The organism is Micromonospora sp. B006 (assembly GCF_003408515.1).
GTDB lineage: Bacteria > Actinomycetota > Actinomycetes > Mycobacteriales > Micromonosporaceae > Micromonospora > Micromonospora echinospora_A.
On sequence record NZ_CP030865.1, the window covers coordinates 1,127,821 to 1,150,123 of the forward strand.

23 protein-coding genes are annotated in these 22,303 nt (G+C 71.6%); 12 read left to right on the top strand and 11 right to left on the bottom strand.

Translation table 11 applies throughout. The features are described from left to right. The first annotated feature begins 23 nt into the window (after positions 1–23). Complete coding sequence (gene yidD, locus MicB006_RS05510; protein WP_225980647.1) at positions 24–395, top strand: membrane protein insertion efficiency factor YidD; 372 nt, start codon at positions 24–26, stop codon at positions 393–395. Positions 396–537: 142 nt separating this feature from the next. Here yidD and MicB006_RS05515 read toward each other — a convergent pair whose 3' ends face one another. From MicB006_RS05515 to MicB006_RS05525, 3 genes are read right to left on the bottom strand one after another with little or no spacing between them, the layout of a single operon-like run. Then, complete coding sequence (locus MicB006_RS05515; protein WP_116504280.1) at positions 538–1,272, bottom strand: YqjF family protein; 735 nt, start codon at positions 1,270–1,272, stop codon at positions 538–540. Positions 1,273–1,304: 32 nt separating this feature from the next. Next, on the bottom strand, positions 1,305–1,670 hold the full coding sequence (locus MicB006_RS05520; protein ID WP_116504282.1) for a VOC family protein: 366 nt from the start codon (positions 1,668–1,670) through the stop codon (positions 1,305–1,307). A 46-nt stretch (positions 1,671–1,716) separates the two neighbouring features. Continuing rightward, positions 1,717–2,652 (bottom strand): hypothetical protein, encoded by a 936-nt coding sequence (locus MicB006_RS05525; protein WP_116511202.1) that lies wholly within the window; start codon positions 2,650–2,652, stop codon positions 1,717–1,719. A 112-nt stretch (positions 2,653–2,764) separates the two neighbouring features. On the opposite strand from MicB006_RS05525, the gene MicB006_RS05530 reads away from it, so the two are divergent. Beyond that, positions 2,765–4,930: an MMPL family transporter gene (locus tag MicB006_RS05530; protein WP_116504284.1), complete on the top strand. Its 2,166-nt coding sequence runs from the start codon at positions 2,765–2,767 to the stop codon at positions 4,928–4,930. 22 nt (positions 4,931–4,952) lie between these two features. On the opposite strand, the gene MicB006_RS05535 is transcribed toward MicB006_RS05530, so the two are convergent. Both MicB006_RS05535 and MicB006_RS05540 read right to left on the bottom strand, forming a co-directional pair. Continuing rightward, positions 4,953–5,615 carry a response regulator transcription factor gene (locus MicB006_RS05535; RefSeq protein WP_104115665.1) on the bottom strand — a complete coding sequence of 221 codons (663 nt, stop codon included), beginning with the start codon at positions 5,613–5,615 and terminating at the stop codon, positions 4,953–4,955. Then, positions 5,612–6,769, bottom strand: coding sequence for a sensor histidine kinase (locus tag MicB006_RS05540; protein WP_116504286.1), 1,158 nt, complete (start codon positions 6,767–6,769; stop codon positions 5,612–5,614). The genes MicB006_RS05535 and MicB006_RS05540 overlap by 4 nt, the downstream gene beginning before the upstream one ends. Before the next feature lie 169 nt (positions 6,770–6,938). On the opposite strand from MicB006_RS05540, the gene MicB006_RS05545 reads away from it, so the two are divergent. Continuing rightward, the gene (locus tag MicB006_RS05545) at positions 6,939–7,517 is read left to right on the top strand and encodes a DUF1772 domain-containing protein (protein WP_225980648.1); all 579 of its coding nucleotides are present in this window, start codon (positions 6,939–6,941) and stop codon (positions 7,515–7,517) included. Then, entirely contained in the window at positions 7,514–7,987 is a 474-nt protein-coding gene (locus tag MicB006_RS05550) for a hypothetical protein (RefSeq protein ID WP_116504290.1), read from the top strand. Before MicB006_RS05545 ends, MicB006_RS05550 begins: the two co-directional genes overlap by 4 nt. 24 nt (positions 7,988–8,011) lie before the next feature. Here MicB006_RS05550 and MicB006_RS05555 read toward each other — a convergent pair whose 3' ends face one another. The 4 genes from MicB006_RS05555 to MicB006_RS05570 all read right to left on the bottom strand — a co-directional run bounded on the left by MicB006_RS05555 (position 8,012) and on the right by MicB006_RS05570 (position 14,093). Beyond that, positions 8,012–11,086, bottom strand: coding sequence for a DUF3427 domain-containing protein (locus MicB006_RS05555; protein WP_116504292.1), 3,075 nt, complete (start codon positions 11,084–11,086; stop codon positions 8,012–8,014). 117 nt (positions 11,087–11,203) lie between these two features. Beyond that, the gene (locus MicB006_RS05560) at positions 11,204–11,752 is read right to left on the bottom strand and encodes a GNAT family N-acetyltransferase (protein ID WP_255419517.1); all 549 of its coding nucleotides are present in this window, start codon (positions 11,750–11,752) and stop codon (positions 11,204–11,206) included. 44 nt (positions 11,753–11,796) lie between these two features. Then, positions 11,797–12,696 carry a phosphotransferase enzyme family protein gene (locus MicB006_RS05565; protein ID WP_116504294.1) on the bottom strand — a complete coding sequence of 300 codons (900 nt, stop codon included), beginning with the start codon at positions 12,694–12,696 and terminating at the stop codon, positions 11,797–11,799. Then, complete coding sequence (locus MicB006_RS05570) at positions 12,693–14,093, bottom strand: helix-turn-helix domain-containing protein (protein ID WP_225980652.1); 1,401 nt, start codon at positions 14,091–14,093, stop codon at positions 12,693–12,695. The genes MicB006_RS05565 and MicB006_RS05570 overlap by 4 nt, the downstream gene beginning before the upstream one ends. 347 nt (positions 14,094–14,440) lie before the next feature. Between MicB006_RS05570 and MicB006_RS05575 the strand changes: the two genes are divergently transcribed. From MicB006_RS05575 to MicB006_RS05585, 3 genes are read left to right on the top strand one after another with little or no spacing between them, the layout of a single operon-like run. Then, positions 14,441–14,671, top strand: coding sequence for a hypothetical protein (locus MicB006_RS05575; protein WP_116504297.1), 231 nt, complete (start codon positions 14,441–14,443; stop codon positions 14,669–14,671). Beyond that, positions 14,668–14,910, top strand: coding sequence for a DivIVA domain-containing protein (locus MicB006_RS05580; protein WP_116504298.1), 243 nt, complete (start codon positions 14,668–14,670; stop codon positions 14,908–14,910). The genes MicB006_RS05575 and MicB006_RS05580 overlap by 4 nt, the downstream gene beginning before the upstream one ends. Then, on the top strand, positions 14,903–15,208 hold the full coding sequence (locus tag MicB006_RS05585) for a hypothetical protein (RefSeq protein ID WP_225980653.1): 306 nt from the start codon (positions 14,903–14,905) through the stop codon (positions 15,206–15,208). The genes MicB006_RS05580 and MicB006_RS05585 overlap by 8 nt, the downstream gene beginning before the upstream one ends. A 58-nt stretch (positions 15,209–15,266) precedes the next feature. Here MicB006_RS05585 and MicB006_RS05590 read toward each other — a convergent pair whose 3' ends face one another. Continuing rightward, positions 15,267–16,844: a DEAD/DEAH box helicase gene (locus tag MicB006_RS05590; RefSeq protein WP_116504300.1), complete on the bottom strand. Its 1,578-nt coding sequence runs from the start codon at positions 16,842–16,844 to the stop codon at positions 15,267–15,269. Positions 16,845–17,243: 399 nt separating this feature from the next. Here MicB006_RS05590 and MicB006_RS05595 point away from each other — a divergent pair, with 399 nt between their 5' ends. The 5 genes from MicB006_RS05595 (at position 17,244) to MicB006_RS05615 (ending at position 21,644) form a co-directional block, all read left to right on the top strand. After that, positions 17,244–18,536 (top strand): AAA family ATPase, encoded by a 1,293-nt coding sequence (locus MicB006_RS05595; RefSeq protein WP_116504302.1) that lies wholly within the window; start codon positions 17,244–17,246, stop codon positions 18,534–18,536. A 75-nt stretch (positions 18,537–18,611) separates the two neighbouring features. Then, positions 18,612–18,845, top strand: coding sequence for a hypothetical protein (locus tag MicB006_RS05600; protein WP_073830753.1), 234 nt, complete (start codon positions 18,612–18,614; stop codon positions 18,843–18,845). Positions 18,846–18,892: 47 nt separating this feature from the next. Beyond that, complete coding sequence (locus tag MicB006_RS05605; RefSeq protein ID WP_073830754.1) at positions 18,893–19,198, top strand: DUF6403 family protein; 306 nt, start codon at positions 18,893–18,895, stop codon at positions 19,196–19,198. Continuing rightward, entirely contained in the window at positions 19,195–20,559 is a 1,365-nt protein-coding gene (locus tag MicB006_RS05610) for a hypothetical protein (protein WP_225980654.1), read from the top strand. Before MicB006_RS05605 ends, MicB006_RS05610 begins: the two co-directional genes overlap by 4 nt. After that, positions 20,556–21,644, top strand: coding sequence for a hypothetical protein (locus tag MicB006_RS05615; protein WP_116504303.1), 1,089 nt, complete (start codon positions 20,556–20,558; stop codon positions 21,642–21,644). The genes MicB006_RS05610 and MicB006_RS05615 overlap by 4 nt, the downstream gene beginning before the upstream one ends. Positions 21,645–21,671: 27 nt before the next feature. Here the strand turns inward: MicB006_RS05615 and MicB006_RS05620 are convergent, their stop codons facing one another. Then, positions 21,672–22,238 (bottom strand): snapalysin family zinc-dependent metalloprotease, encoded by a 567-nt coding sequence (locus tag MicB006_RS05620; RefSeq protein ID WP_116504305.1) that lies wholly within the window; start codon positions 22,236–22,238, stop codon positions 21,672–21,674. Positions 22,239–22,303 lie beyond the last annotated feature (65 nt).

A 22,303-nucleotide genomic window follows, 5' to 3' on the forward strand; every position in this document is an offset into this window, starting at 1 on the left:
CGAGCGTGTCGCATCATGACGTGGTGATCTTTCGGAAGCGGCACCACAACAAGAAGAAGAGCCGGGACTGGTGCAACTGCGACGCGCCCACCTGTGACGGGCCGGGCTGCTGCGACCTGGGCCTCTTCTCGATGCTGCTCACCCTCGGCTCGGTGACTGCCGGTGTCGTGCGCCGACCCGCCGTGGACCGCGCCGGACGGGCCGCCATCCTCGGTTATCGGCGCTGGCTGTCGCACCGCTGGCCGGGGACCTGCCGCTACACGCCGACATGCAGCGCGTACGGGCTCGCCGCGGTGGAGCGGTACGGGCTGGCGGTGGGCGGTCGGATGGCCGCCGACCGGGTACGCCGATGCCGCCCCGACGTGCCGCACGGCACGCACAACCCGCTGCGCTGACGCCGCTCCCCTCAGCGCCGCGTGTCTCGGGGCCGCGCGGACGTGTCGTCGCCACGTCGGGGAGGTGGCGGTGTCCCGGTGCGCCGGATGCCGCCACTTCGGCGACCTGGCGTCGATCAAGGCGCTCGGCAACGGGTGGCGGTCAGCCGACCGTGGAGGGGCCGCCGAAGACGACCGGGACGCCGGGTGAGTAGAGCACGCTCACCGGCGGCCCGTCCGGTGCCGGCAGGCCCCCGGCGGTGACCAGCTCGTCGTCCAGGTGCAGCAGCTCGGCGCGGTGCAGCGGCCACTGCGGATGCCAGTTCGGCACGTGCAGGGTGCGGCCGTACGCGCGGGTGTGCAGGCCCCAGCGGGCAGTGAGGAAATGCTCCAGCGGCGTCGGCTCGGGGATGGGCGCGCCGACGCGTACCGTCATCCGGCTGGACGCGCCGGACGGACCGGGCCAGCGGCGGCGGCAGCGGTAGGTGAGCGTGTCGCCGGAGCGGTCCAGCCGCATCGCCGACCACTTGTACGGCAGGCGCAGGCTCAGCTGGGCCACCAGCACCGGCACCAGCCGGGACGCGTCGAGCGAGCGGAACACGACAGCGCGCCGCCCGGAGCCGTCGACGGAGTAGAGCCGGATGTTCGTCTCCCAGAACGTGCCGAAGTACGGCACGCCCGGGCCACGGCCGAGCCCCAGCCCAACCATCTGGAACCCGATCAGCCCGACGTAGGTGAGCCCGTCGAACGTGTCCGGCCGGGTGCCGGCGGGCAGCAGTGGCGCCACCCGCTCCGGCGGGACCGCCCAGTGCAGGAAGGCCAGGTCGTGCCAGCGCTGTGCCAGCCAGGACCGGCGGATGGCGCGTACCGGAGCGTGCTCGACCGGTTCGATCTCCACCGGTCCATCCTGCCTCCCGGACGCAACCGGACTCACTCCGGACGGTGGCAGACCGCCTCGACGTTGTTGCCGTCCGGGTCGCGGACGAACGCGCCGTAGTAGGTGGCGTGGTACTCCGGCCACTCCTTCGGCGCGTGCAGCACCTCCGCGCCCGCCGCCACCGCCGCGTCGTGGAACGCGCGCACCGTGGCGCGGTCGGCGGCGGAGAACGCGATGTGCACCGGCACCGGCGTGGCGTCGGACGGCGCGGGCTCCACCCAGAAGTCGGGCTTGTCGACGCCGTAACCGATCGGGCCGGGCTCCATGAGTCGCCGCGCGCCCAGCGGGGCGAGCACCGTGTCGTAGAAGGCTCCGCTGGCCGCCAGGTCGCGCACCGCTACGGAGAAGTGGTCGAGCACGTCGCCTCCCTGCGATCGTCGTTGACCGCGCCAGGCTACGAGCCCCCTACGACAATTCCGCCGGGTGCGGCGTGCGCCGTCGCCGGGCGGTGTCAGTGACGATCAGCAGGCCGGGCACCGCGCCGAGCAGCCAGATCACGCCCACCGGCCAGTGGATCATCTCGCCCACCGCGCCTCGGATCTCCGGCAAGTCACCCACCACGTAGGACGCCTCCGGGTCCGTCGTGCGGCAGTCGAGCGTCCACGTACCCGGAGTCGGCACCCGCACGGTCGCCACCCAGGCATAGGTGGCGGCGTCGCTGCCGTAGTCGCCCGGCGGGACGGAGACCGGCTCGGCCGCCCGGACCTCCGAGTCGTCGCCGGTGAGGCGGCAGTCCGGGTCCGCCGGGGAGAAGCCCACCGCGAAGATCGCGTACGCCCCGGCGCCCGGCGCCGTGAACCGTCCCGCCGACGCCGTGTAGGGACCGACTCCGCCGTACTCCCGAGGGGGTTCTCCGATCGTGCTGTCCTCGGCGCCGAGCCGTACCGTGCTCTGCGCCAGCAGCGCGCCGAACACGACGGCGAGCCCGCCGATCAGATAGCCGCGCCACGACGCCGGGCCGCCACGGCGGGGGTGACGCCCGCCGACGGCGTACCCGATCAGCGCCCCGGCCACCGCCAGCGCCGCGCCGCCGAGCAGCGCCCGCCCCCAGCGGGCCTCGCCGGTCAGCGGAACCACCCACCGGAAGAAGGCCAGCGACACGGCGAGAAGCACGGTCGTGACCAGCTTGGACACGCCGACGGCCACGGCGGGGCGCCGGGGTTGGCGGGCCGCCAGCACGGCGGCGAGCACCGGCGCCGCGAGCACCGGCCACCACAACGCGGTGGAGACCGGCTGGTCCTCCTCCCACCTGTGGGTCCACTCGAAGAGGATCAGTGGCGCCGGTACGGTCGCGGCCAGCCAGGCGGTCAGGACTCCGGGACCGGGCAGCCGCAGGCTCATCAGCCGAGTCTCGGGCACCCGGATCATCGACGAAAGTCCGCGAGCCGTCCGAAAGGGATTGCTCACGCAGCGTAGGATCGCGTGCGACACAGCCGAACACACGGGGGAAACGATGTTCGAGCGCCTGGGCAGATTCGTCGTGGGCAAGGCGTGGTGGGTGATCGGCGGCTGGGTCGTCGCCGCGATAGCGATCATCGCCGCCAGCCCGTCACTGAGCGACATCACCTCCGCCGACCAGGAGAGCTTCCTGCCGCGCTCCTACGAGTCGGTGCAGGCCACCGAGCTGGCCGAGAAATCGTTCCCGCAGGCCGCCACCGCCACCGCCACCGTCGTGGTCAAGCGCGGCGACGGCAAGCCGCTCACCCCGGCCGACGAGGCGCGCGTGGGGCAGCTCGCCGCCGCGCTCAAGGCCCGGAACATCCCGCAGACCTCCGGCTACCTGACCGGCCCGCAGGCCGTCGCGCCGGACAAGTCGGTGCAGGTGGTCACTGTCGGTCTCGACGCCGACAGTCCCGACGACCCGGGCCTGCTCGACGCCGTACGCGATCTGCGCACCGCCCTCGGGCCGGACCTGGCCGGCAGCGGCCTGACCGCCGGGGTGGCCGGCGACGTGGCCAGCTTCGTCGACAACGAGGACACGTTCAACGACGCGTTCGCGGTGGTCGGCGTCGCCACCATCATCCTCATCATCGGGCTGATCCTGATCATCTTCCGCAGCCCGATCGCCGCGCTGCTGCCCGTGGTGGTGATCAGCGTCGTCATGTCCGTCACCACCGGGCTGGTCGCCGCCGCCGGCAAGGCGTTCGACCTCAACGTCAGCCAGGACCTGCAGACCATCCTGCTGATCGTGCTGTTCGGCATCGGCACCGACTACATCCTGTTCCTGCTGTTCCGCTACCGGGAACGACTGCGCGCCGGTGACGACAAACGCACCGCGATGGTCGTCTCGGTGCAGCGGGTCGGCGAGGTCATCACCTCCGCCGCCGGTGCGGTCATCGTGGCGTTCCTGGTGCTGCTGCTCGCCTCGCTCGGCTTCTTCGGCTCGCTCGGCCCGGCGCTCGCCATCGCCGTCGGCGTCATGCTCGTCACCTCGCTGACCCTGATCCCGGCGCTCGTGTCGCTGCTCGGCCGGTGGGTGTTCTGGCCGTCGAAGGCGTGGCAGCGGCCACCGAAGGCGACCCTGTCCCGGCGGCTCGGCGCCGCCGTCGGCCGTCGCCCGGCCGTCGTCGCAGCCGCCTCCGGCGTGCTGCTCGTCGCGCTCGCCGCCGGGGTGCTCGGCTACAAGGCCGACTACGACTTCAGCGCCGGCTTCCCGCAGGACACCGAGTCGGCGCGGGCCGCACAGGACCTCCAGCGCGGCTTCGCCGCCGGGGCGCTCGCGCCCACCGAGGTCTACCTGACCACCGGCAACGGCACCCCGCTCACCGACCAGCAGGTGAACGACTTCGCCGCCGCGTCGGCCAAGGCGCCGGGCGTCGGGCGGGCGCAGCCGCCGGAGCGCAGCGCCACCGACCCGAGCGTCGCCCGGATCAGCCTGCTGCTGAACGAGAACCCGATGTCCAACGAGGCGATCACGCTGGTCCGCGACGACCTGCGGGACGCGCTGCACGCGGCAGCTCCGCCGGGCACCAAGGCCCTGGTCGGTGGCGCCACCGCGATCTTCGCGGACATCAACTCGGCGAACAACAGGGACCTCTCGGTCATCCTGCCGGTTGCCGCCGGCCTGATCGCGCTCATCCTCGGGCTGTTGCTGCGCAGCCTCGTCGCGCCGGTCTACCTGGTGATCGCGGTGCTGCTCAACTTCGCTGCCACGCTCGGCGCGACCGTCTACGTGTTCCAAGGGCTTCAGGGCAACCCGGGCGTGACGTTCCAGCTGCCGATCATCCTCTACCTGTTCGTGGTGGCGATCGGCACCGACTACAACATCCTGATGATCGCCCGGCTCCGCGAGGAGGCGCGCGAAGGCCACGAACCGCACGAAGCCGCCGCGATCGGGGTGGAACACGCCGGCCCCACAGTCGCCGCGGCCGGGCTGATCCTGGCCGGCACGTTCGGGGTGCTGATGCTCGCGCCGATCTCGTTCCTCCAGCAGATGGGCTTCGCGGTGGCGATCGGGATCGTGCTGTCCGCGTTCGTCATGTCGATGTTCTTCGTACCGGCGCTGACCGGGCTCATCGGCCACAAGGCGTGGTGGCCGGGGCACGGCGACGAACGGCGCAACGGCGGTGGCGGCGGCCGGCACGCGGCGCCCGAGCCGGCCGACGCGGCGCCGGTCTGACTGTGACCCGCCCCGGCGCGGCTCAACCCTCGCCGGGGCGGACCAGCCCGCTCTCGTACGCGATCACGACGAGCTGCGCCCGGTCGCGGGCGTTGAGCTTCTGCAGCAGCCGGCTCACGTAGGTGCGGGCGGTGTCGGGGCTCAGGAACAGCGCCTGCCCGATCTCCGTGTTCGACCGTCCGGCGCCCACCTGCGCGAGCACGTCCCGCTCCCGCGCGGTCAGTCCGGCCAGCCGCGCCGGGTCGGCCACCGGCGAGCGGGCCGCCGCCGCCAGCACCCGTCGGGTGACGGCGGGGGACAGCAGCGCGTCGCCACCGGCCACCGTCCGGACCGCGTCCCGCAGGGCGTCCGGCGCGGTGTCCTTGAGCAGGAAACCGGCCGCCCCGGCGCGGATCGCCTCGAACAGGTACTCGTCGTCGTCGAACGTCGTCAGCATCACCACCTGCACGCCGTCCAGCGTCGGGTCGGTCAGGATCCGCCGGGTCGCCTCCAGCCCGTCCCCGCCCGGCATCCGTACGTCCATCAGCACGATGTCGGGTCGCTGCTCGCGTACCACGGCGAGGCCGCTGCGGCCGTCGCCCGCCTCGCCCACCACCTCGATGTCCGGCGCCCGGTCGAGCAGCGCGCGCAGGCCGGTCCGGACCAGGTGCTGGTCGTCGACGAGGACGACGCGAACCGGGCTCACGCGGCCACCCCCGCCAGCGGAAGGCTGACCGCCACGCGGAAACCGGCGCTGCCGGTTTCGACGGTGCCGGTTTCGACGGTGCCGCCCAGGAGGGCGACCCGCTCGGCCATGCCGCGCAGGCCCTGACCCTCTCCGTCCGTCCGCACGGCGGGTGGGCCACCGCGGCCGTCGTCCACCACTTCAAGCGTGAGCCGCCCGGGCGTGGCGCGGACCGTCACGGTGACCCGGGTGGCTTCCGCGTGGCGCAAAACGTTCGTCAACGCCTCCTGCACGACCCGGTAGACGGTGCTGCCCACCACCGCCGGAAGCGTGTCCACCGGCCCCTCGACGCGCAGGTCCACAGCCAGCCCGCCGCGGCGTACGCCGTCCACGAGCGCCGGGATCTGGTCGAATCCGGGCACCGGCTCCCGCGGCCCGGGTTCGCGGCGCAGCGTGCCGAGCGTGGCCCGCAACTCCGCCATCGCGCTGCCGCTCACCGACCGGATCGCGGCCAGCGCGCTCTCCGCCTGCGCCGGATCGCTGTCGGCGAGCGCCTCCCGGGCGACGGCGGACTGCAACGTGATCACCGACATCGTGTGGCCGAGCGTGTCGTGCACCTCCCGGGCGATGCGCAGCCGTTCCGCCTCGACCTGACGGGCCGCCTCCCGGTGGCGCTCCTCGTCGGCCGCGACCGCCTGCCGGATCAACGCTGCCCGTAGCGACCTGCGGTTGCGTACCGCGTCGCCGAGGGCGATGACGGCGAGCAGCAACGCCGCCTCGGAGCCCAGCTGGGTACCGACGACGACGCCGATGTCGTCCCCCTCGGCCAGCCGCGCGACCACCGACACGGCCAGCAGGCTCCCGGCGACGACAGCGGCCGGGGTCACCCGCCCGCGTTCGGACACCCGGTAGAGCACGGCTGCGGCCGGGGCGGCCACCCCGACCGGCGGCAGGTCCAGCGCGTAGTACCCGAGAATGGCGACCGCCGTGGCCAGCAGCGCCGGCACCGGACACCGCCGGGCGCACAGCACCAGCCCGCCGAGCCCCGCGCCGAACACCACGGCGAGCGCCGCGCCGCCGGCGGCGGGCCGCTCGGCCGCCACGGCCACCGCGACCAGGCCGAGCGTGGCCGCGGCGAGCAGCGCGTCGGCGCGTCTGGGTGAGGTCTCGGGCACGCTTCGAGCCTAGGTCCGCGCGGCCCCTCGCCGCTGTCGTCCGCAGGCGTCAGGGACAACCCCGAGGCGTACGCCGAGAAGCGACAACCGGTCGCGCGGCCACGCGGACGACGGCCGCCGGCTGCCGACCTAGCGTCGATGGCGTCCCCAATTCGTGAGGAGAACCCTCGTGGTACGCACAAGACTGACCTGGATCGCCCTGATTGCGATGGTCTGGGCGGCAATGATGTCGTTCGGCGGGGTCGCCGCCGAGACCGTCATGCTCTACCCGAACGTCTTCAACGACGCGCCCGCCTCCCTCGACCGGGCACGCGAGTTCCTCGTCCACGGCGGCCCACACGACTACTTCCCGCCGCTGGGCGCGTCGGTGATCCTGAGCAGCGTCGCCGCGATGCTGCTCACCTGGCGCGACCGCCGGCTGCGCTGGTGGGTCGCCGGTGCCACAGCAGTCTTCGTCGTCTGCGAGTTCCTGTTCTCGGCTGTCTTCTTCTGGCCGCGCAACGAGATCATGTTCGTGGACCCGGTGGGGACGCACTCGCCGGAGTACCTGCGGCAGGTCGCGGCGGAGTTCGTCGCCGGGCACTGGGTGCGCTTCGCCGGAGGAGCGGTCACCGCCGTACTGGCGTTCGTCGCGCTGCTGCGGTTCGTGCGCGCGACCGCGCCGGCCTCGGCGTCGGCGTCCGTACGGGATTCCGCGCCGGCTTCTGTTCGGGCGCCGTCTTCGGGTTCTTCGGAGGTGACGCGATGAGCGGGGCCCGCCGTACCCTCGGGTTCTCCTGGCCGGCGCTGGTCGCGCTCGCCGCGCTGGCCGCCCCGCGCGTAGCTCTGCACGACTTGGACGTGGTGCCGGAGGGCACGATCGTGGCCGCGCTGCTGGCGGTCGGGCCGCCGCTGTGCTGGGTGGCCGCCGTGCTGTGGCGGCGCCCGCCGCGCCCGTTCCTGACGCTCGTTGTGGTCGGGGCGCTGTACGGGGTGTTCCTGGCGGTCGGTCACCAGGTCTTCTGGGACTCGTCGCTGGGGATGGACGCGCCAGGGCTGGCCGGGCTGGCGCCGGGGGCGCGGGAGGCGTTGTTGCGGGGTGCGGCGGTGATGTCGAGCCTGGTCACCGGGACGATGGTGGGGGTGGTGGCCGGGGCGGTAGCGGTGCTGCTTGTCCGGGTGCTGCCCGCGCCGGGCCGGCGTCCCGAGCAAGCCGGTGGTTCTCGCCCGCCCGCCTGAACAGGCGAGCGGGCGGAATCTGGATCAGGCGGCGATGGCGCGAGCGGCGGCGTACATGTCGGCGGGTAGCGGAGTCCGCAGCTCCCAGAGGATCCGCATGGGCCGGTCGCCGCTGTGCTCCCGGTACGTCATCGGCCCCGCGTACAGGTACGGCGGTGCGCCCAGGTCGCGGTCGGCGATCTTCGTTTCCCGCACGAACAGGTGCACGGTCGAGCCCAGCGCGACGTGGTTGACATACCGCTGGCCGGTGGCCGAGCCCGACGATGTGGTGCTCTGCGACTCCCACTGGAACAGCCGGTCAGTGATGGCACGGTCGGCGTACATCGTGGTGGGGGAGTAGTGCTCCTCGGACTTCACGAGCGTGACGAAGAACAGATCCGCTCGCTCGTCGGGCAACCACTTGACGCCCTCGCGCAGTGAGCCCGGATTGGTCATGCCGAATGCCGCGCACGCTTCGTTGCGGCTGTAGCGGGCGTGCACCCGCAGCGGTACCCGGCTGGAGGCCGGTCGATCGGTGACCCGGTGGATGCGGTCGCGCAGCACCTCGGCGACCTGCCGCAGCTCGGCGCAGCGCGCCGGTTCCGCCCATAGCCGCTTGAGCCGGGCGTCGCGTTCGGTCAGCGGCACCGACGGCCCCCACAAGCTGAAGTGCAACATGTCGAGCAGCCGTCCGGCGGCGGGGCGCTGGCCGGCGGCGACCCGGGCGAGCAGATCCAACCTGTCGACGTCGTCGGTGTGCAGCATCCGGCCGATGGCCCGGCTCAGGTCCCTGTCGTCCGGGCCACCGGCCGTCGTGTCGAGGCCGGCCAGGCGGCGTAGCCCGGCCCAGCCGCCGATGCTCCCCGACCGGTAGACGTCCTCAATCTCCAGGCCGGTCTCGCGCAGGAAGTCGGACAGGCTCACGTCACCGAGCTGCCGTAGTTCGGCCACCAGCGCGTTCTTCGACGTCGGCATCGCCGACTTGAGATTGCGGAGGACGATGTCCTTCGCCACCCGGTCCAGTTCGATGTGGCAGCCGCTTGGCAGCGAGGGGAAGTCCTCCCGCACGGCGGCTTCGACAGCCCGTCGGCTCACCCCGGCAAGTGCCCGCCAGCGCAGATCGAAGCGGAAGTTTGCGTGCTGGCCGCCGATGAAGTCGAGCACTGTCAGACACGGTTTGCCGTCGTCCAGCCGCAGGCCCCGGCCGAGTTGTTGGAGGAAGATCGTGGCGCTCTCGGTGGGACGCAGCATGAGGATGGTGTCGACCATCGGCAGGTCGACACCCTCGTTGAACAGGTCGACGGTGAAGAGCACCCTCAGCTCGCGCTTGCGGAAGCGGTCAATCAGTGCATGCTGATCTGTCCGCTTGATGCTTGATGTCACGGCCGCCGACGGCACACCGTGCCGCGTGAACCAGTCGGCCATGAACCGCGCGTGCCCACGGCTGACGCAGAAGCCGAGCGCCCGCATCTGCCCGACATCAGCGATGCGCGTGACCGCTTGCAGGATGAGCCGGGCCCGAGCGTGGTTGCCTGTGTAGACGCCTTCAAGTTCGCCGGTGTCGTACCCCTGCCCGCGCTTCCACCGCACGTGGGACAGGTCCACGTCGTCGTGCAGCCCGAAGTACTGGAACGGCGCCAGCAACTGCCGTTCGAGGGCATCCCACAGGTGCAGCTCCACCGTCGCACGGCCGTCGAACCACGAGCGCACGTCCCGGCCGTCACTCCGCTCGGGAGTCGCGGTCAGACCCAGGAGTACGCGTGGCCGAAGCCGCTTCAGCAACGCCGTGTAGGTGTCCGACTCGGCGTGGTGGAACTCGTCCACGATGACCATGTCGTACGCCTCGGGGTCGATCTCCTGCCGGTACAGCGACTGGATCGATGCGAAGACGTGCTTCCAGCCCTGTGGCCGATCGCCGCCGACAAGCGTCTCGCCGAACGTGCCGTCGCCCATGACCTGGCGGAACACCGACCGGCTCTGCCGCAGGATCTGCTCCTGGTGTGCGACGAAGAGCAGCGAGTCGACGTGCCCTGCCCGCTGGAGCCGGCGATAGTCAAGCGCTGCCACCACGGTCTTGCCGGTGCCGGTCGCCATCACCACCAGGTTGCGCCAGCGGCCGTGCACCAGCCGTTCGGCGTCGAGGTCGTCAAGAACCTCCTGCTGGTACGGGAACGGCCGCACGTCCAGGTTCGCGATCTCGGTCGGCGCCTCGTCGGCGCGTTCCCCACGCAACGCGACGCGCAGGCGCTCGGCGTCGGTTGCCGGGTCGTACGGCTCGAACGCCGAGTCGTGCCAGTAGTCGGCGAACGTCGCCTCGAACGTGTCGATGACGTGCGGCTGCTCCAGGTTCGAGATGCGGACGTTCCACTCCACGCCGTCGACAAGCGCGGCCTTGGAGAGGTTCGATGAGCCGACGTACGCGGTGGTGGTGCCGTTGTTGCGCCGGAACAGCCATGCCTTCGCGTGCAGGCGGGTGGTCCGGGTTTCGTAGGAGACCTTGATCTCGGCGCCCAGCTCGGCGAGCCGATCAAGTGCCCGCTGGTCCGTGGCGCCCATGTACGTGGTCGTGATGACGCGGACCCGGCCACCTCGGGCGATCAACTCGGTGATCGCGGGCTCGATGATGCGCAGCCCGTGCCACTTGATGAACGCACAGAGCAGGTCCACCTCGTCCGCCGAGGCCATCTCGTGGCTGACCTCGTGGCCGATCCGCGGCTGGTGCCGGCCGTTGACCAGGAGCGCACCGGTGGAGAGCGGCGTCGACGGGCGGATCGGGAAGACCGGTGCGGCCGGCGGGGTGGGCGGCGCGGCGATCGCGTGCAGCAGACGTTGGGCGTCGGCCACCTGGTCCTCGGCGGTAACGGCACGCGGCTCGGCCTGAGCGATGTGCGCGGCGATGCGGTTCGCCAGGTCGACCTGCCGGGCGACTTTGTTGTCGCCGCCACCGACGCCCAGGAGCGCTCGCCGCGCAAGGCCCGCGATGTGCCGGGCCAGGAGTTCATGCGCGTCAGCGGGATCCAGCTTCTCGTCGCGGACAAGGGCGTTGTCGATGTGCCGGAGCTGCGTCGCCAGCTTCTCCGTGATCAGGTGCTCGTAGATACCCTGTTCAAGATCCCCCACGAAGGCAAGCTAGCCGCGATGAACGCCAGGCGGAAGCCGGTGCGATAGGTGTCAGGAGCTTTGTCCCGCGGCCTGTCGGATCATCGACACCTAGAGAAGAAGGTCGACGCGTTGCCATCACCGGATCGACGCAATGGCTTTGATGCGGACCTCGAACAGCGGTGCCCCTTCCCGCGTTGGCTGGAGCCACCCAGCCGGCTGCCAACCCCAGGAGTCATATGCCTGCTGGGCGGCAACGTTGTCGGGTCGTACGAGCAGCGTCGCCCTTTCCTCCCGCCGCGTGCTCAGGAGCCGATCGTGGAGCGCCCGTGCGATGCCCCGGCGTTGCCACGATCGCCGCACCAGTAACTCGCAGACCGCGAACGTCCGGTGCCCGTTCTCGTCCGTGAAGCCGCCTGGTACCGGCTCGTGGATGCCGTCCCACCAACGCGTATCGGATCCGAGCGGGAAGCCGTACACGTAGCCGACCAACTCGTCATCGAGGTAGGCCGTCACCAGCTCCCAGCCTTCCCGGGGCATGTGTGCCGCGAGCTGCTGTTCGTACCGCTCGGCCGTGTAACGCGGGCCGTCGTCGGCGTGCGCGTCGAGGTACACGTCCACAAGCTGGTCCACCAGGCCCTCGGCCCCCGCTGCGGTCTCGTGCCGTAGTCGCAGATTCTCCAGCACGAACACAGGATCCCACCGGGCGGCAGTCGCTCGCCGAGAGGCTCTCAGACGAGATCGGCGAACGGCTTCCAACGTAGACCGTGGTCGCCTTGGGCAATTGACTGCAACCGCTTGGCGAACTCGGCCGCGACGCTCGCCGAACTCGCGAGAAGCGGCGTGGCAGCAGCAATCATCTTGAGCTCGCGGGCTTCTCGCAGAAGCGGCCAGTTGCGGTCGGACATCACGTCGTATTCGTACGCCTCGGCGAGCGCCCGATGCGTTCCGGTCTTTCCGAAGCGGGCCTCGCCCACAGCGACCGCTGCTAGGTCCACCTGCCAAGGCCCAAGACAAGTGGCGTCGAAGTCGCAGAGCAGGATGCCGCCCGATGCGTCCCGGAGCAGGTTGCCGACGTGTGCATCCCCGTGGATGAGTGACTGCTCCACGCGTTGGTTGAGATCTGCGACCTGCGGCTCCAAACGGTCGCACCACGTCATCAAGTAGTCGTGGTCCTCTGCGGTCAACCCGTCTGCATCTGCCAGGCGTCGACGCGCGTCCCCGATCGGATCCCAGTGGGCCAGCGGGAAGGGCGGGGGTCCGAGCGCATGAAACCGCCGCAGTGCCGAGCCGAGGTCATCCGCCGTGGGAGCAGGCACGGCCGGCGGCACGTAGGTCCACACCGAGGCCACCAAGCCGGCGGCCTCAACCGGTTGTGTTACGCCCGGTGCCAGCCGGATGGTCGGTGCTCCCAGCTCGGCGAACCATCGCGCCAGTTGAACGACCTTCGTCACCCGGTCCTGGAGCCGGTGAGTTCGTGCGATCCGGATGACGAGCCCCGCGCCGGGCAACGCGAACACGGCGTTGTTGGTGAGCCGCAGGAGCCGGGCATCTTCGATCGGCACGTCAAGATTGGCCGCGATCTCCCGCATGGCACAGGTCATCGCCTCTTCCGAGAACCGTCCGTTCATACCGTCGCCGCCACTCGGGCGATGAGTGTCCGCTCGAAATCGGCAACCGTGGGAAGGTGACGGTGCCGCCCGAGGTCACGACGCAGATTGACAACTCGATCAACGACGCGCCTGGAACTCAACGCTCGCGACTGTTCGACCACACGAACGCCGACACTGACGGCCCGATCAGGCTCGTCGGCGAGGAAGAGCGCGCTGCACAGTCCGACCTCGTTCAGGACCATGCTGCGGATGTTCGCTGGGCCGAAGGCGACAATCGCGTCCTCGACGCTCTGCACAGCCTGTGCCGTATGCGTGCCGACCTGGCGGGCCATGTCCCGGTATACGCGACCGTACTGCGCGAGCAGCTCGCCACGGTCGTAGAAGGCCATCCAGGTCGGCTCACGCTCGGGATCCACACGCTCGAACTGATCACTCGCCCGACCGAGGAGGGCCAGCGCGTTTCGGTGGTCGCCGAGTGCGGCTGACGCGGCTGCCTCCGCGCCCCAGAGCAGCGCCTTCACGGCAGGGGTTGCCCGGGATCCCAGCTCTGAGTGAGCCAGCCGCAGCGCGGCCAGAGCATCGTGGTTGTGCCGAAGGTGTTGCAGCTGCTTGGCCTGCGAGTAGCGGATCAGAGCCGCCAGCGGAGCGTCGCCAGCGGACATCGCGGCCCGCTCGCCGGCGGCGAAATGCCGTTGAGCGTCCGCGTGCCGGCCGGCGTCGAGCGCGGTCCAGCCAGCCAACTGTCGAGCCGCCGCGATGGCCGCGACCAGGCGGGGTGTCAGCCCGGGCGAGTGTGACCAGTCGAGCATGCGGTACACCGACTCCGCGAACCGGGCGACCTCCCGATAGAGCAGACCGCCACCGCATTCGTAGTCGACCGAGCGGTAGAGCTCCAGCACTGCGTTGAGCCGAGTCACATCCGCGCTGCCGATGCGGCGAGGACGGGGATCCTCAGCGGCTCCGACCAGCCCGGCTCCCGCCGACACCGCCGCGATGCCAGCCAGGAGGGTTCGCCGGCCCAGGTCTGGTGCCGCGCCGCTCCCGTCGGCCCGAGCGCTGGCTGGTGAGTCTGGACCGACGGCGAACCAGAGAGATCCCTGCGGGATGCGGAGCACGATCGCCCAGTGCGCCAGCCGGTCGAGATGCACCAGGGCGGGGCCGTTCTCGATCCGGCTCAACTGCGCCTGCGTGATCCCCAGCCACCCCGCAACGACGCTCTGCGGCAGCGGGTTCCGCCCGTGGTACGGGTGGTGTCGGTACGCCCGGATCACCTGCCCGAGGTGCCGCCCGGCCAGCGCCGCCCGGAGCGGCTCATGGGCCCAGAACGATTCGGGTACCGCGGGCGACGTGCTGAGGCGGTCGCGCTCGGCGGCCTGGCAGGGCGCGCAGCGTCCGGTGTCGTTGTCGCGCGCCAAGCGCCCGCCGCAGCGGGGGCAGTTTGCAGGTGTCACCGGCAACCTCGCCGTTCGCGGAGAACCTGTGTCCGAAGTCGAGCCTAGCCATTCAACCCGTTTCGGAGCGGCCCGGTATACGCACCGTGCATATCGCCGGATGTCTCGCGGCGGTGACTGAGCGTATGCGGCGTGCGCATGGCGACCACGATCATCAGGGCATGCGGCTCCTGTCGGGAAGGACCGAGAGTCGGCGCATGGCCCGGGGCGGGTGCCGGGCTCCGGTGGTACCGCGTCCCCCGATCGCGGCTCCCGCCGTCCCCGCCCGCCCCGGCGCCACTCCACGAGAACCGACCCGGAGGCGCCAGCCGATGTCCGCTGTACTCGCCGACTTCCCCGTCCTCACCCCGGTCACCGACGAGGATCTGCTCGTCGCCGCGCTGGCCGTGCGCGTCCACGTGCCCGAGCACTGGCCGCAGGGACCGCTGTGCCGCAGCGAGCGCGTCCCGTACCCCTGCCGGCTGGCCCGGTGGGGGAGGGCGACGCTCGCCGCGGCCGGGTTACCCGACGACGCCGTGGCGGCCGGGATGGTGGCGTCATGATCTACGTGACCGGGCAGCGGGTGCAGGCGTACCAGGTGCGCAGCGCCGTCTTCGACACCCGCTGGCGCGGGCTGGACCCGGCGCAGGTGCACGACTACCTGCGCCGGGTCGCCGACGAGATGGACCGGCTGCACCGGGAACTGACCACCGCGCGCACCGAATCGGAGCGCGTCCGTCAGGCCCTCCGGCAGTGGCAGTCCCGCCACAACGGGTGCCGGCGACGCGGCCACGATGGCTGAGCCGCGCTGGATCATCCATCTGCCGACCACGCTCACCAGCCGAGCTGCCGCCGCCGAGCTGGCCGCCGCGCTCGCGCGATCGCTCGGGCACCTGGACGCCGTGGACTTCGGCGAGAGCACGTTGAGCGAGGAGGATGCCCAGCACGTGCGGTACCGGGTCTGGTGTGACGCGCGGTTGCCCGAGGGCGGACGCTGTGGGCTGCGGAACGGTCACGGCGGGTCGTGCAATGCGGCGACCCAGCATCTCTGCTGCCAGGCGGTCAACAAACCTACAGGTGCGAAGGAAGGGCTGGCTTGACCTTCTGTCCCCGCTTCAGCCGGCAGGTGCCCTGCTTTCGCGGACCCAACGCCACACGTCAGCGGGTTATGCCCTCCCGGTACCAAGAGAGCAACTCCGCACTAGATACCCCCGGGTCGAAGGTTTCGCAGGCGTCCGCCACGTCAGTGAGCTGTTCGATGAAGCCTTCATGTGCGCCAAGGTGCGGATCCTCGGAGGTACCTCTGATGTAGAGAACCACGAACGTTGCAGGCCGTCGATCGGGCTTGGGACGGATGACCCGGCCCATCCGTTGGATCATCTGGCGTTTGCTCTTGCTGCTCGCCAGGACGACACCGATCTCAGCCTCGGGAACATCGACCCCCTCGTCGAGGACTCGCGGGGCGACCAGCACCTGGATCTCCCCGCTTTTAAAGTCGCTCAGGCGGTCCTTTCGATCGGGTCTGTCGAGGGCGCTAGTGAAGTCCATTGCGCGCAGACCGCGTTTACGCATCGCCTTGGTTGCCTGGTGGGTGCTGGCCGCAGTCTCGGTGAAGATGATGCCAGCCCTCGCCTCAGCGAAAACCGGTGCCAGCGACGCTAGTGCCTTGTGCTTGCGGCGGCATCCGGCCAGTATCTGCCTACGTTGGCTGAACGCCCTCAGATAGCCTCTGGCGTCCCTCCTTGACCGGATGCTGCGGTTACCGGGCTGGCTGAGCTCGTTGACCTCAGCCATGAAGTCACCAAATGGCTCCGCCGGACAGCCGTGGTCGAGGATGAGCCGTCTCCGGAGCGTCCTGACCCGTTCGTCGTGCCGCTTGTACTGTTCGTGCTCGTCCCGCGCGAAATCCGCCCCGACGAAGGCGACACGAAACGGGGCCAGAATGTCTTCGGTCAGGCCCCGCTCATAGGTGCACCCCGCCACCACGTCCCCGAAGTAGGGCTGCAGTCGGTCCGCGACACCGCTGTCGGTGCGCTCGTAAGTCGCGGTTAGTCCAAGTCGGGCGCCGAACCCGTCTTCGAGAGCAGAGGCGAAGCCCTCTGCCCCATAGCGGTGAACCTCGTCCGCGATCAATAGGCCAGCGGTGTAGGGCGGCAGGATCCAATCTTTTATAGCTGAATGAACGACGGCCACCAGGATCGAGTGGTCTGATAGCGAGTCGCGGTGACGGTCCCCAAGTCGCCCAATCCTGACACTTGGCAGAGACAGACGTAATACCTCGTACCACTGGTCAAGTAGCTCGCACCCGGGCACGAGTACCAGCACCTTCTCGCCGGCATCTACCGCGGCGGCTGCGGCGAGCACGCCGACGGTGGTCTTGCCGGTGCCTGTGACTGCCTCGACCACGCCCCGTCGGCCATTCGCCTGCCACTCGGCCAGCGCCTCGCGCTGCCAGGCGCGCGGCTCTTTACCCAGGTAACTCTGAGGAAGGGCGAGGGGTGCCACTCGGATCGGCTCGGGTTCGTACCCAGCTCCGGCGGTTAGATGCCAGCGCGGTGGTGTCGCTCCGTCGTGGGTGAAGGTCTGCCTGCCGGCGTACAGCACGCGGTTGACGTCCCTCGTGCTTAGGTCCCCCAGACCCAGGATGCGCAAGCCTGCCAACAGTTGCCGTTTGTTCTGCCCGGGCCACTCCGCCAGCAGTTGCCAGAGTGCCTTTCGCATCTGCTTCTCGTGCACGTTGCACCCCTCGTCACCCAGTCAGAACGTGCTGGCATCTGATCCGCTGTCGGAGGTTCCGGCCGCCCCTTGCGCATCGGCAATCCCACGCCGCTCAGCGCACCGGGTGATGGTAGTGATCTATGTCGAGCGTCCGGATCAACCGCCCAGTTGCTGCCGTTCGTCAGGAGGACGAACAAATTTCCCAACTGGTCGAGCGGGGCGCGGCGATCAGGTCGCGCCGGGGCGCGCTGCGTCGCGCCCCACCGCGCTGCGCTGCGCTCGCGGGACGGGGTCGTTATCAACGCCTCTCCGGCGGTGCCGCCCTTGATCCAGGAGCACCTCGTGCAGCCAGGCCTGCCTTGCGCGTGTTAAGAAGGGGCCCCGCCTCTACCGGAGACGTTAAAAGGGGGCCCTTCCTTGCACGAAGCGGAGCAGGTGATCCAACGGGTGCTGCGGGACCTCCGGGAGGGGGCGCACCGGGGCGTCGTGGTGGACTCGCCGCCGGGCGCCGGGAAGTCCACCCTCGTGGTCCGCGCCGCGGTCGAGATCGCCGCCACCGGCGACCCGCTGATGATCGTGGCGCAGACCAACGAGCAGGTGGACGACCTCATCGACCGGCTCGGCCGTAAGGCCCCGGAGCTGCGCGTCGGGCGGCTCTCCGCCACCGACTACCGGCCCACCGAGCGGGTCACCGGGCATCAGGCGGTGCGGGTCGCGGCGAAGGTCGCCGACCTGGGCGGGCCGGCGGTGACCATCGGTACGGCAGCCAAGTGGGCCACCGTCACCGAGGGGAGCTGGCCGTGGGCGATCGTGGACGAGGCGTACCAGATGCGCGCTGATGCGCTGCTGCGTGTGGCGGGGCGGTTCGAGCGGGCGCTGTTCGTCGGCGACCCGGGGCAACTCGATCCGTTCTCCACAGTGGAGACATTCCGCTGGACCGGGCTGACCTGGGATCCGATGCAGTCGGCGGTGGCCACGCTGCTGCGGCACAACCCGGAGCTGCCGGTGCACCGACTGCCGGTGTCGTGGCGGCTGCCCGACTCGGCCGCCCCTGTGGTGTCCGCTGCGTTCTACCCGTTCACCGGGTTCCGCGCCGGCACCGGACCGGCCGACCGGGTGCTGACGTTCACCGAGCCGGGCCCGGGTGACGCCTACGACGCCTCGGTGGAGGTGGCCGCCGCGACCGGCTGGGCGTTGCACGAGCTGCCGGCCCGGCACACCGTGCGTACAGATGGGGAGGCCGCCGCGGCCTGCGCGGAGCTGGCGCTGCGGGTGCTGGCGCGCGGCGCGGTCGCGGTGAGTGAGGCCGCGCCGAGCGGCGCGCCGGTCACCGCGGACCGGATCGCCGTCGGGGCCGCGCACCGCGACCAGGTCGCGGCCATCCGGTCCCGGCTGGGCACGGCCGGGGCGGGCATCACCGTGGACACCGCCAACCGGCTCCAGGGCCGGGAGTACGACGTGACGATTGTGCTGCACCCGCTCTCCGGCCGACGGGACGCGACCGCGTTCCACCTGGAGTCGGGGCGGCTGTGCGTGCTGGCGTCGCGACACCGGCACGCCTGCGTGGTGGTGGCCCGGGCCGGGATCGGTGAGCTGCTCGACGCGTACCCGTCGACCGAGCGGGTGCACCTGGACGTGCCGGTGAAGTTCCCGGACGGCTGGGAGGCCAACCAGACGGTGCTGACCCACCTGGACGCGCACCGGGCGTGACGGGGGGCCGTCGCGGCATGTCGGGCAAACCGTTCGGATCTTCCGGCGGTCGAGGGCGGTGGGCACGATGGCCGGATGTACCCTCACGACCCGTATCAGCAGGATCCGTACCAGCAGCAGTATCCGCCGCCGCAGTACCCGCCGCAGGCGTACGCGCCGCAGCCGGAACAGCGGACGAACAGGTGGGCGATCGCACTGTGGGTGGCCGTGCCGGCGCTGCTGGTGATCCTGTGCTGTGCCGGCTGTGTCGCGTCCGGGTTCGCGGGCGGGTTCATCGACGGGTTCAACGAGGGCTATTCGTCGTCGTAGGCGTACCTCGGCGCGCGCCGCTGGCGGCGGTGCGTTAGACATGGATCATGACCGCGAGCGTGCTGCCCTGGCTGGGTGGGGGTGTGGTGGCCCTGGCGGCCGGGTTCCTCGCCGCGTTGCTGCCCCGGCGACGCGCCCGCGCGCAGGGCCGGCGCGTCGCCTGGTCCTCGGCGCGGGCGGCGATCCACGACGCCACTGTGAGCCGGGACGCGTCCCTGACGGCGGTGCCGGAGGCGGAGCGGCTGCTGGCCCGGGCCGAGCTGCTCGCCGCCGGGCGGGGCGGCGCCGACGCGGCCCGGGCCGCGGCCGAGCACGCGCGCCGGGCCGACGAGCTGTGGCGGGCCGGCCGGTGACCGCGCCGAGGTTGCCGGTGCGCCGGGAGCTGGTGCGCTGGTCGCTGCTCGCCGCCGCGGCAGCAGTGCTCGTGGTGTTCCTGGGGGCGCAACGGCAGAGCGTGGAGGTCAGCTACGGGCGGTCCCCGTCGGCGGGCGCGCTGCCGCAGGAGGGGTCGGCCGGGGAGTTGAGCGACGCGAGCGTGCCGTCGGTCGAGGAGATGACGGCGCTGGTCGCGGCCGAACCGGTGGTACGGCTGCCCGGGGCGGTCGCGCGTTGGGACGAGCAGCGGGTACGGGCGGCCATCGGTGACCGGGGCACCCGGATCCTGGTCGCCCCTCCGGGTCTGGACGAGGCGGAACGCCGCCGGGTCAAGGACGTGGAGAGCGCCGAGATCCGGATCGTCGGCACCGAGGTCAGCGGCGGGCTCTACGTGGCCTCGCCGGACGACCTGCCGGGCTGGCGGGCCCGGTTCGCCACCCGCGACGTGACCGGCCCGCTGCTCACGCTGCTGGCCACGCTGCACGACCAGCCGACCCCGCCGGACCGCGACGACCTGCGCTGGCGGGAACCGACCGGCGCGGAGCTGGCCCCGATGGTGGCCGCGTTGCGCGCCACCGGCCGGTACGTGGGCTCCGGCGCCACGCTGACCCGGCTGCCGGAGAAGGCGGCGAGCAGCGCGTTCCCGGACGGGGCCTGGTTCGTGGTGCTACCCGCGCAGCCGTACGGGGAGCCGCTGCCCGCGTACGGGCCGGCACTGCACCGGCTCGCCCCGGACCAGCCGCTCGTGGTGATGTACGGCGACTGGATCGAGTACCACGGTCCGGGCGCTGCGGAGTTCGCCGAGGTGGCCGGCGCGAGCTTCTACGCCCAGTTCGGCAGCCGGCTCGGCCGGTACGCCTATCCGCAGCAGAACGTGCTCGGCACGTACCTGGGCCAGGTGACCGACGTGCGGTACGCGGGGCTGTTCGACCGTCCGCTGCCGTACCGGCCGTTCGACCCGCTGCGGGTGGCGCTGCCGGCGTTGCCCTGGCTCTTCGCCGCCTGCGTGGCCGGTTTCGTGGTGCTGTCGATCCGTACCGTGCGGGGGAGCGGTCGCCGTCCGGCCGACGTCGGTCCGGGCGGTACGCCGGCCCGGCTGGCCGGGCTCTCCGCGCTCGCAGTGGAGCTGTCGCTGCTCACCGACGCCCGCAGCGACCCGGCGCTGGTGCGGGGCGTGGGCCGGTTGCGGGCGGCCCGGGACGCGCTGGACGAGGGGCTGCCCGACCGGCACGTACGCGAACTGCTCGCCGACGCGGCGGCCGAGCTGGACGACGTGGCCCGGGACGTGCGGATGCCCGGCTACCGGCCGGACGTCTACCTGCGGGCGAGGCTGTCGTGAGCGGCGTCGCGACCCGGCCCGCGCGGGTGTCCGCCCGGCGTGGCGCGCGGGCGACCGGTCCGCGCCGGCTGCTCGGCCGCCTGGTCGGCACCGCCTTCGGCCGGGCGACGCTCGCCTGCCTGGCGCTGGCCGGCTGGGCGCTGTGGTCCGGCGGCATCCTCGACGGCCCGGTCGCCCGGCAGGTGCGCAGCTCGTCGGTCTACGCCGCTCCCGGGGTCGACCTGGACCGGGCCGCCGCCGAGCGGGTCATCGGCAACCGGCGGCTGGTGGTGCTGATCATGGAGCCGGGCGCCGACCTGCGCGAGGCGTGCGCCGACACCAAGCGCGCCGCCCAGGGCACGTTGGTGCTGGCGATGAGCCGCGACGGCGAGGACTGGGACACCTACGGCTGCTCCCGCCTCGGCGGCGACGGCGCCAAGGACCTCGGCCGGGCGATGGTCGCCGAGACCACCATCGGCCGGGGCGCCGACGCGTTCGTGGACCGGCCGGTCGAGGCGCTGAAGGTGATCGTGCTCAACTACGACCGGCTGGTCCGGGCCGGTCTGGTGCCGGACGGGGCTCGTACCATCAGCCCGTCGCTGCCGCGTTATCTCCTGGCCGGTGGCGCGGTGACCGGCGTGGTGGCCGGCGCCGCGGTGCTCTGGTTCGGCGGTCGCCGGGCCGGTCGCCTGGCGGACGCGCGCCGGGCCGGGCGGGACGCGCGCGCCGACGAACGGGCCGCGCTCGGCGCCGCCACCGCGGTGCTCGCGCAGCAGATCATCGACCTGGACGGGTACGCCGGGCCGGCCGCCCCGGCGCACCGGCGGCTGGCCGCCGACTACGTCGGCCTGCTCGACGAGGTGTCCGAGGTGGACGACGACGCCGAGGCGCTACGCCGGCTCCGGGAGCGGGTCGAGGAGCTGAACCGCCGCGCGGCGGATCTCGCCGACGACGCCGCTTCCGGCCGGGGCGCGGATCGCGCGGGTGGCCGCAAGCAGGACAAGCCGCCGGGCGGGAGTGCCGGCAGGTCGGCGGGCGGACGGCCGGGCCGGACGGCGGCCGGCACGCCGGGGAAGGGCCGGGCGCGCGGACGGGGCCGGCGGTGACCCGCCGACCCCGTCGTCACTGCGTCGTCAGCGCTGGGCGCCCACCGTCGCGGCGGCCGGCCAGCTGCCGGTGAAGACCTGGGCGGGCGTCGCGCTGCTGGCGGCGAAGCCGAACAGCGAGTCGACCCGGGAGGCCTCGGCGGAGCTGGGGTACGGGTTGGTGCAGCTCGTACCGGCGCTGCCGCCGGACATCAGGAGGGCGCAGTTGCCGTTGTAGTTGTCCGGCAGGCCGAGGATGTGGCCGATCTCGTGCGTCATGATGCGCAGTGCCGAGTACTGCTGGGCCTGGTTGTAGTCGATCACCACGCGGCCGTTGCCGAGGCTGGTGCGCTGGGCGTACGAGCCGCCGCCGTAGGTGTAGGTGATCCGCAGGTTGGACCCGCACTGGGCCATGTTGATGTTGTTCGTGTAGTTGTTCCAGATCGCCGCCGCCGGCACCGCCGTGTTGGCGAACGGGCCGGCCTGGCTGATGTTGTAGCAGACGTTGCGGACGGCGGCGGAGGCCGGAGCCGGGTTGACGGCTACCGCGCCGAGCGCTGCCAGCGTCGCGGCCGCGAGGGTGGCGAGGATCCGGGACAGCTTGGGCTTACGCATGGTTCACACTCCTTGGGATGGGGGGTGAGCGGAACGCCGCCAGCCTATAGATAGGCATTCATCGA

Excerpts from the sequence above, each read along its gene's own strand:
- MicB006_RS05525 (WP_116511202.1), bottom strand. The coding sequence starts at position 2,652 with ATGAGCCTGCGGCTGCCCGGTCCCGGAGTCCTGACCGCCTGGCTGGCC.
- MicB006_RS05530 (WP_116504284.1), top strand. The coding sequence starts at position 2,765 with ATGTTCGAGCGCCTGGGCAGATTCGTCGTGGGCAAGGCGTGGTGGGTG.
- MicB006_RS05550 (WP_116504290.1), top strand. The coding sequence starts at position 7,514 with ATGAGCGGGGCCCGCCGTACCCTCGGGTTCTCCTGGCCGGCGCTGGTC.
- MicB006_RS05565 (WP_116504294.1), bottom strand. The coding sequence starts at position 12,696 with ATGAACGGACGGTTCTCGGAAGAGGCGATGACCTGTGCCATGCGGGAG.
- MicB006_RS05575 (WP_116504297.1), top strand. The coding sequence starts at position 14,441 with ATGTCCGCTGTACTCGCCGACTTCCCCGTCCTCACCCCGGTCACCGAC.
- MicB006_RS05580 (WP_116504298.1), top strand. The coding sequence starts at position 14,668 with ATGATCTACGTGACCGGGCAGCGGGTGCAGGCGTACCAGGTGCGCAGC.
- MicB006_RS05585 (WP_225980653.1), top strand. The coding sequence starts at position 14,903 with ATGGCTGAGCCGCGCTGGATCATCCATCTGCCGACCACGCTCACCAGC.
- MicB006_RS05600 (WP_073830753.1), top strand. The coding sequence starts at position 18,612 with ATGTACCCTCACGACCCGTATCAGCAGGATCCGTACCAGCAGCAGTAT.
- MicB006_RS05605 (WP_073830754.1), top strand. The coding sequence starts at position 18,893 with ATGACCGCGAGCGTGCTGCCCTGGCTGGGTGGGGGTGTGGTGGCCCTG.
- MicB006_RS05620 (WP_116504305.1), bottom strand. The coding sequence starts at position 22,238 with ATGCGTAAGCCCAAGCTGTCCCGGATCCTCGCCACCCTCGCGGCCGCG.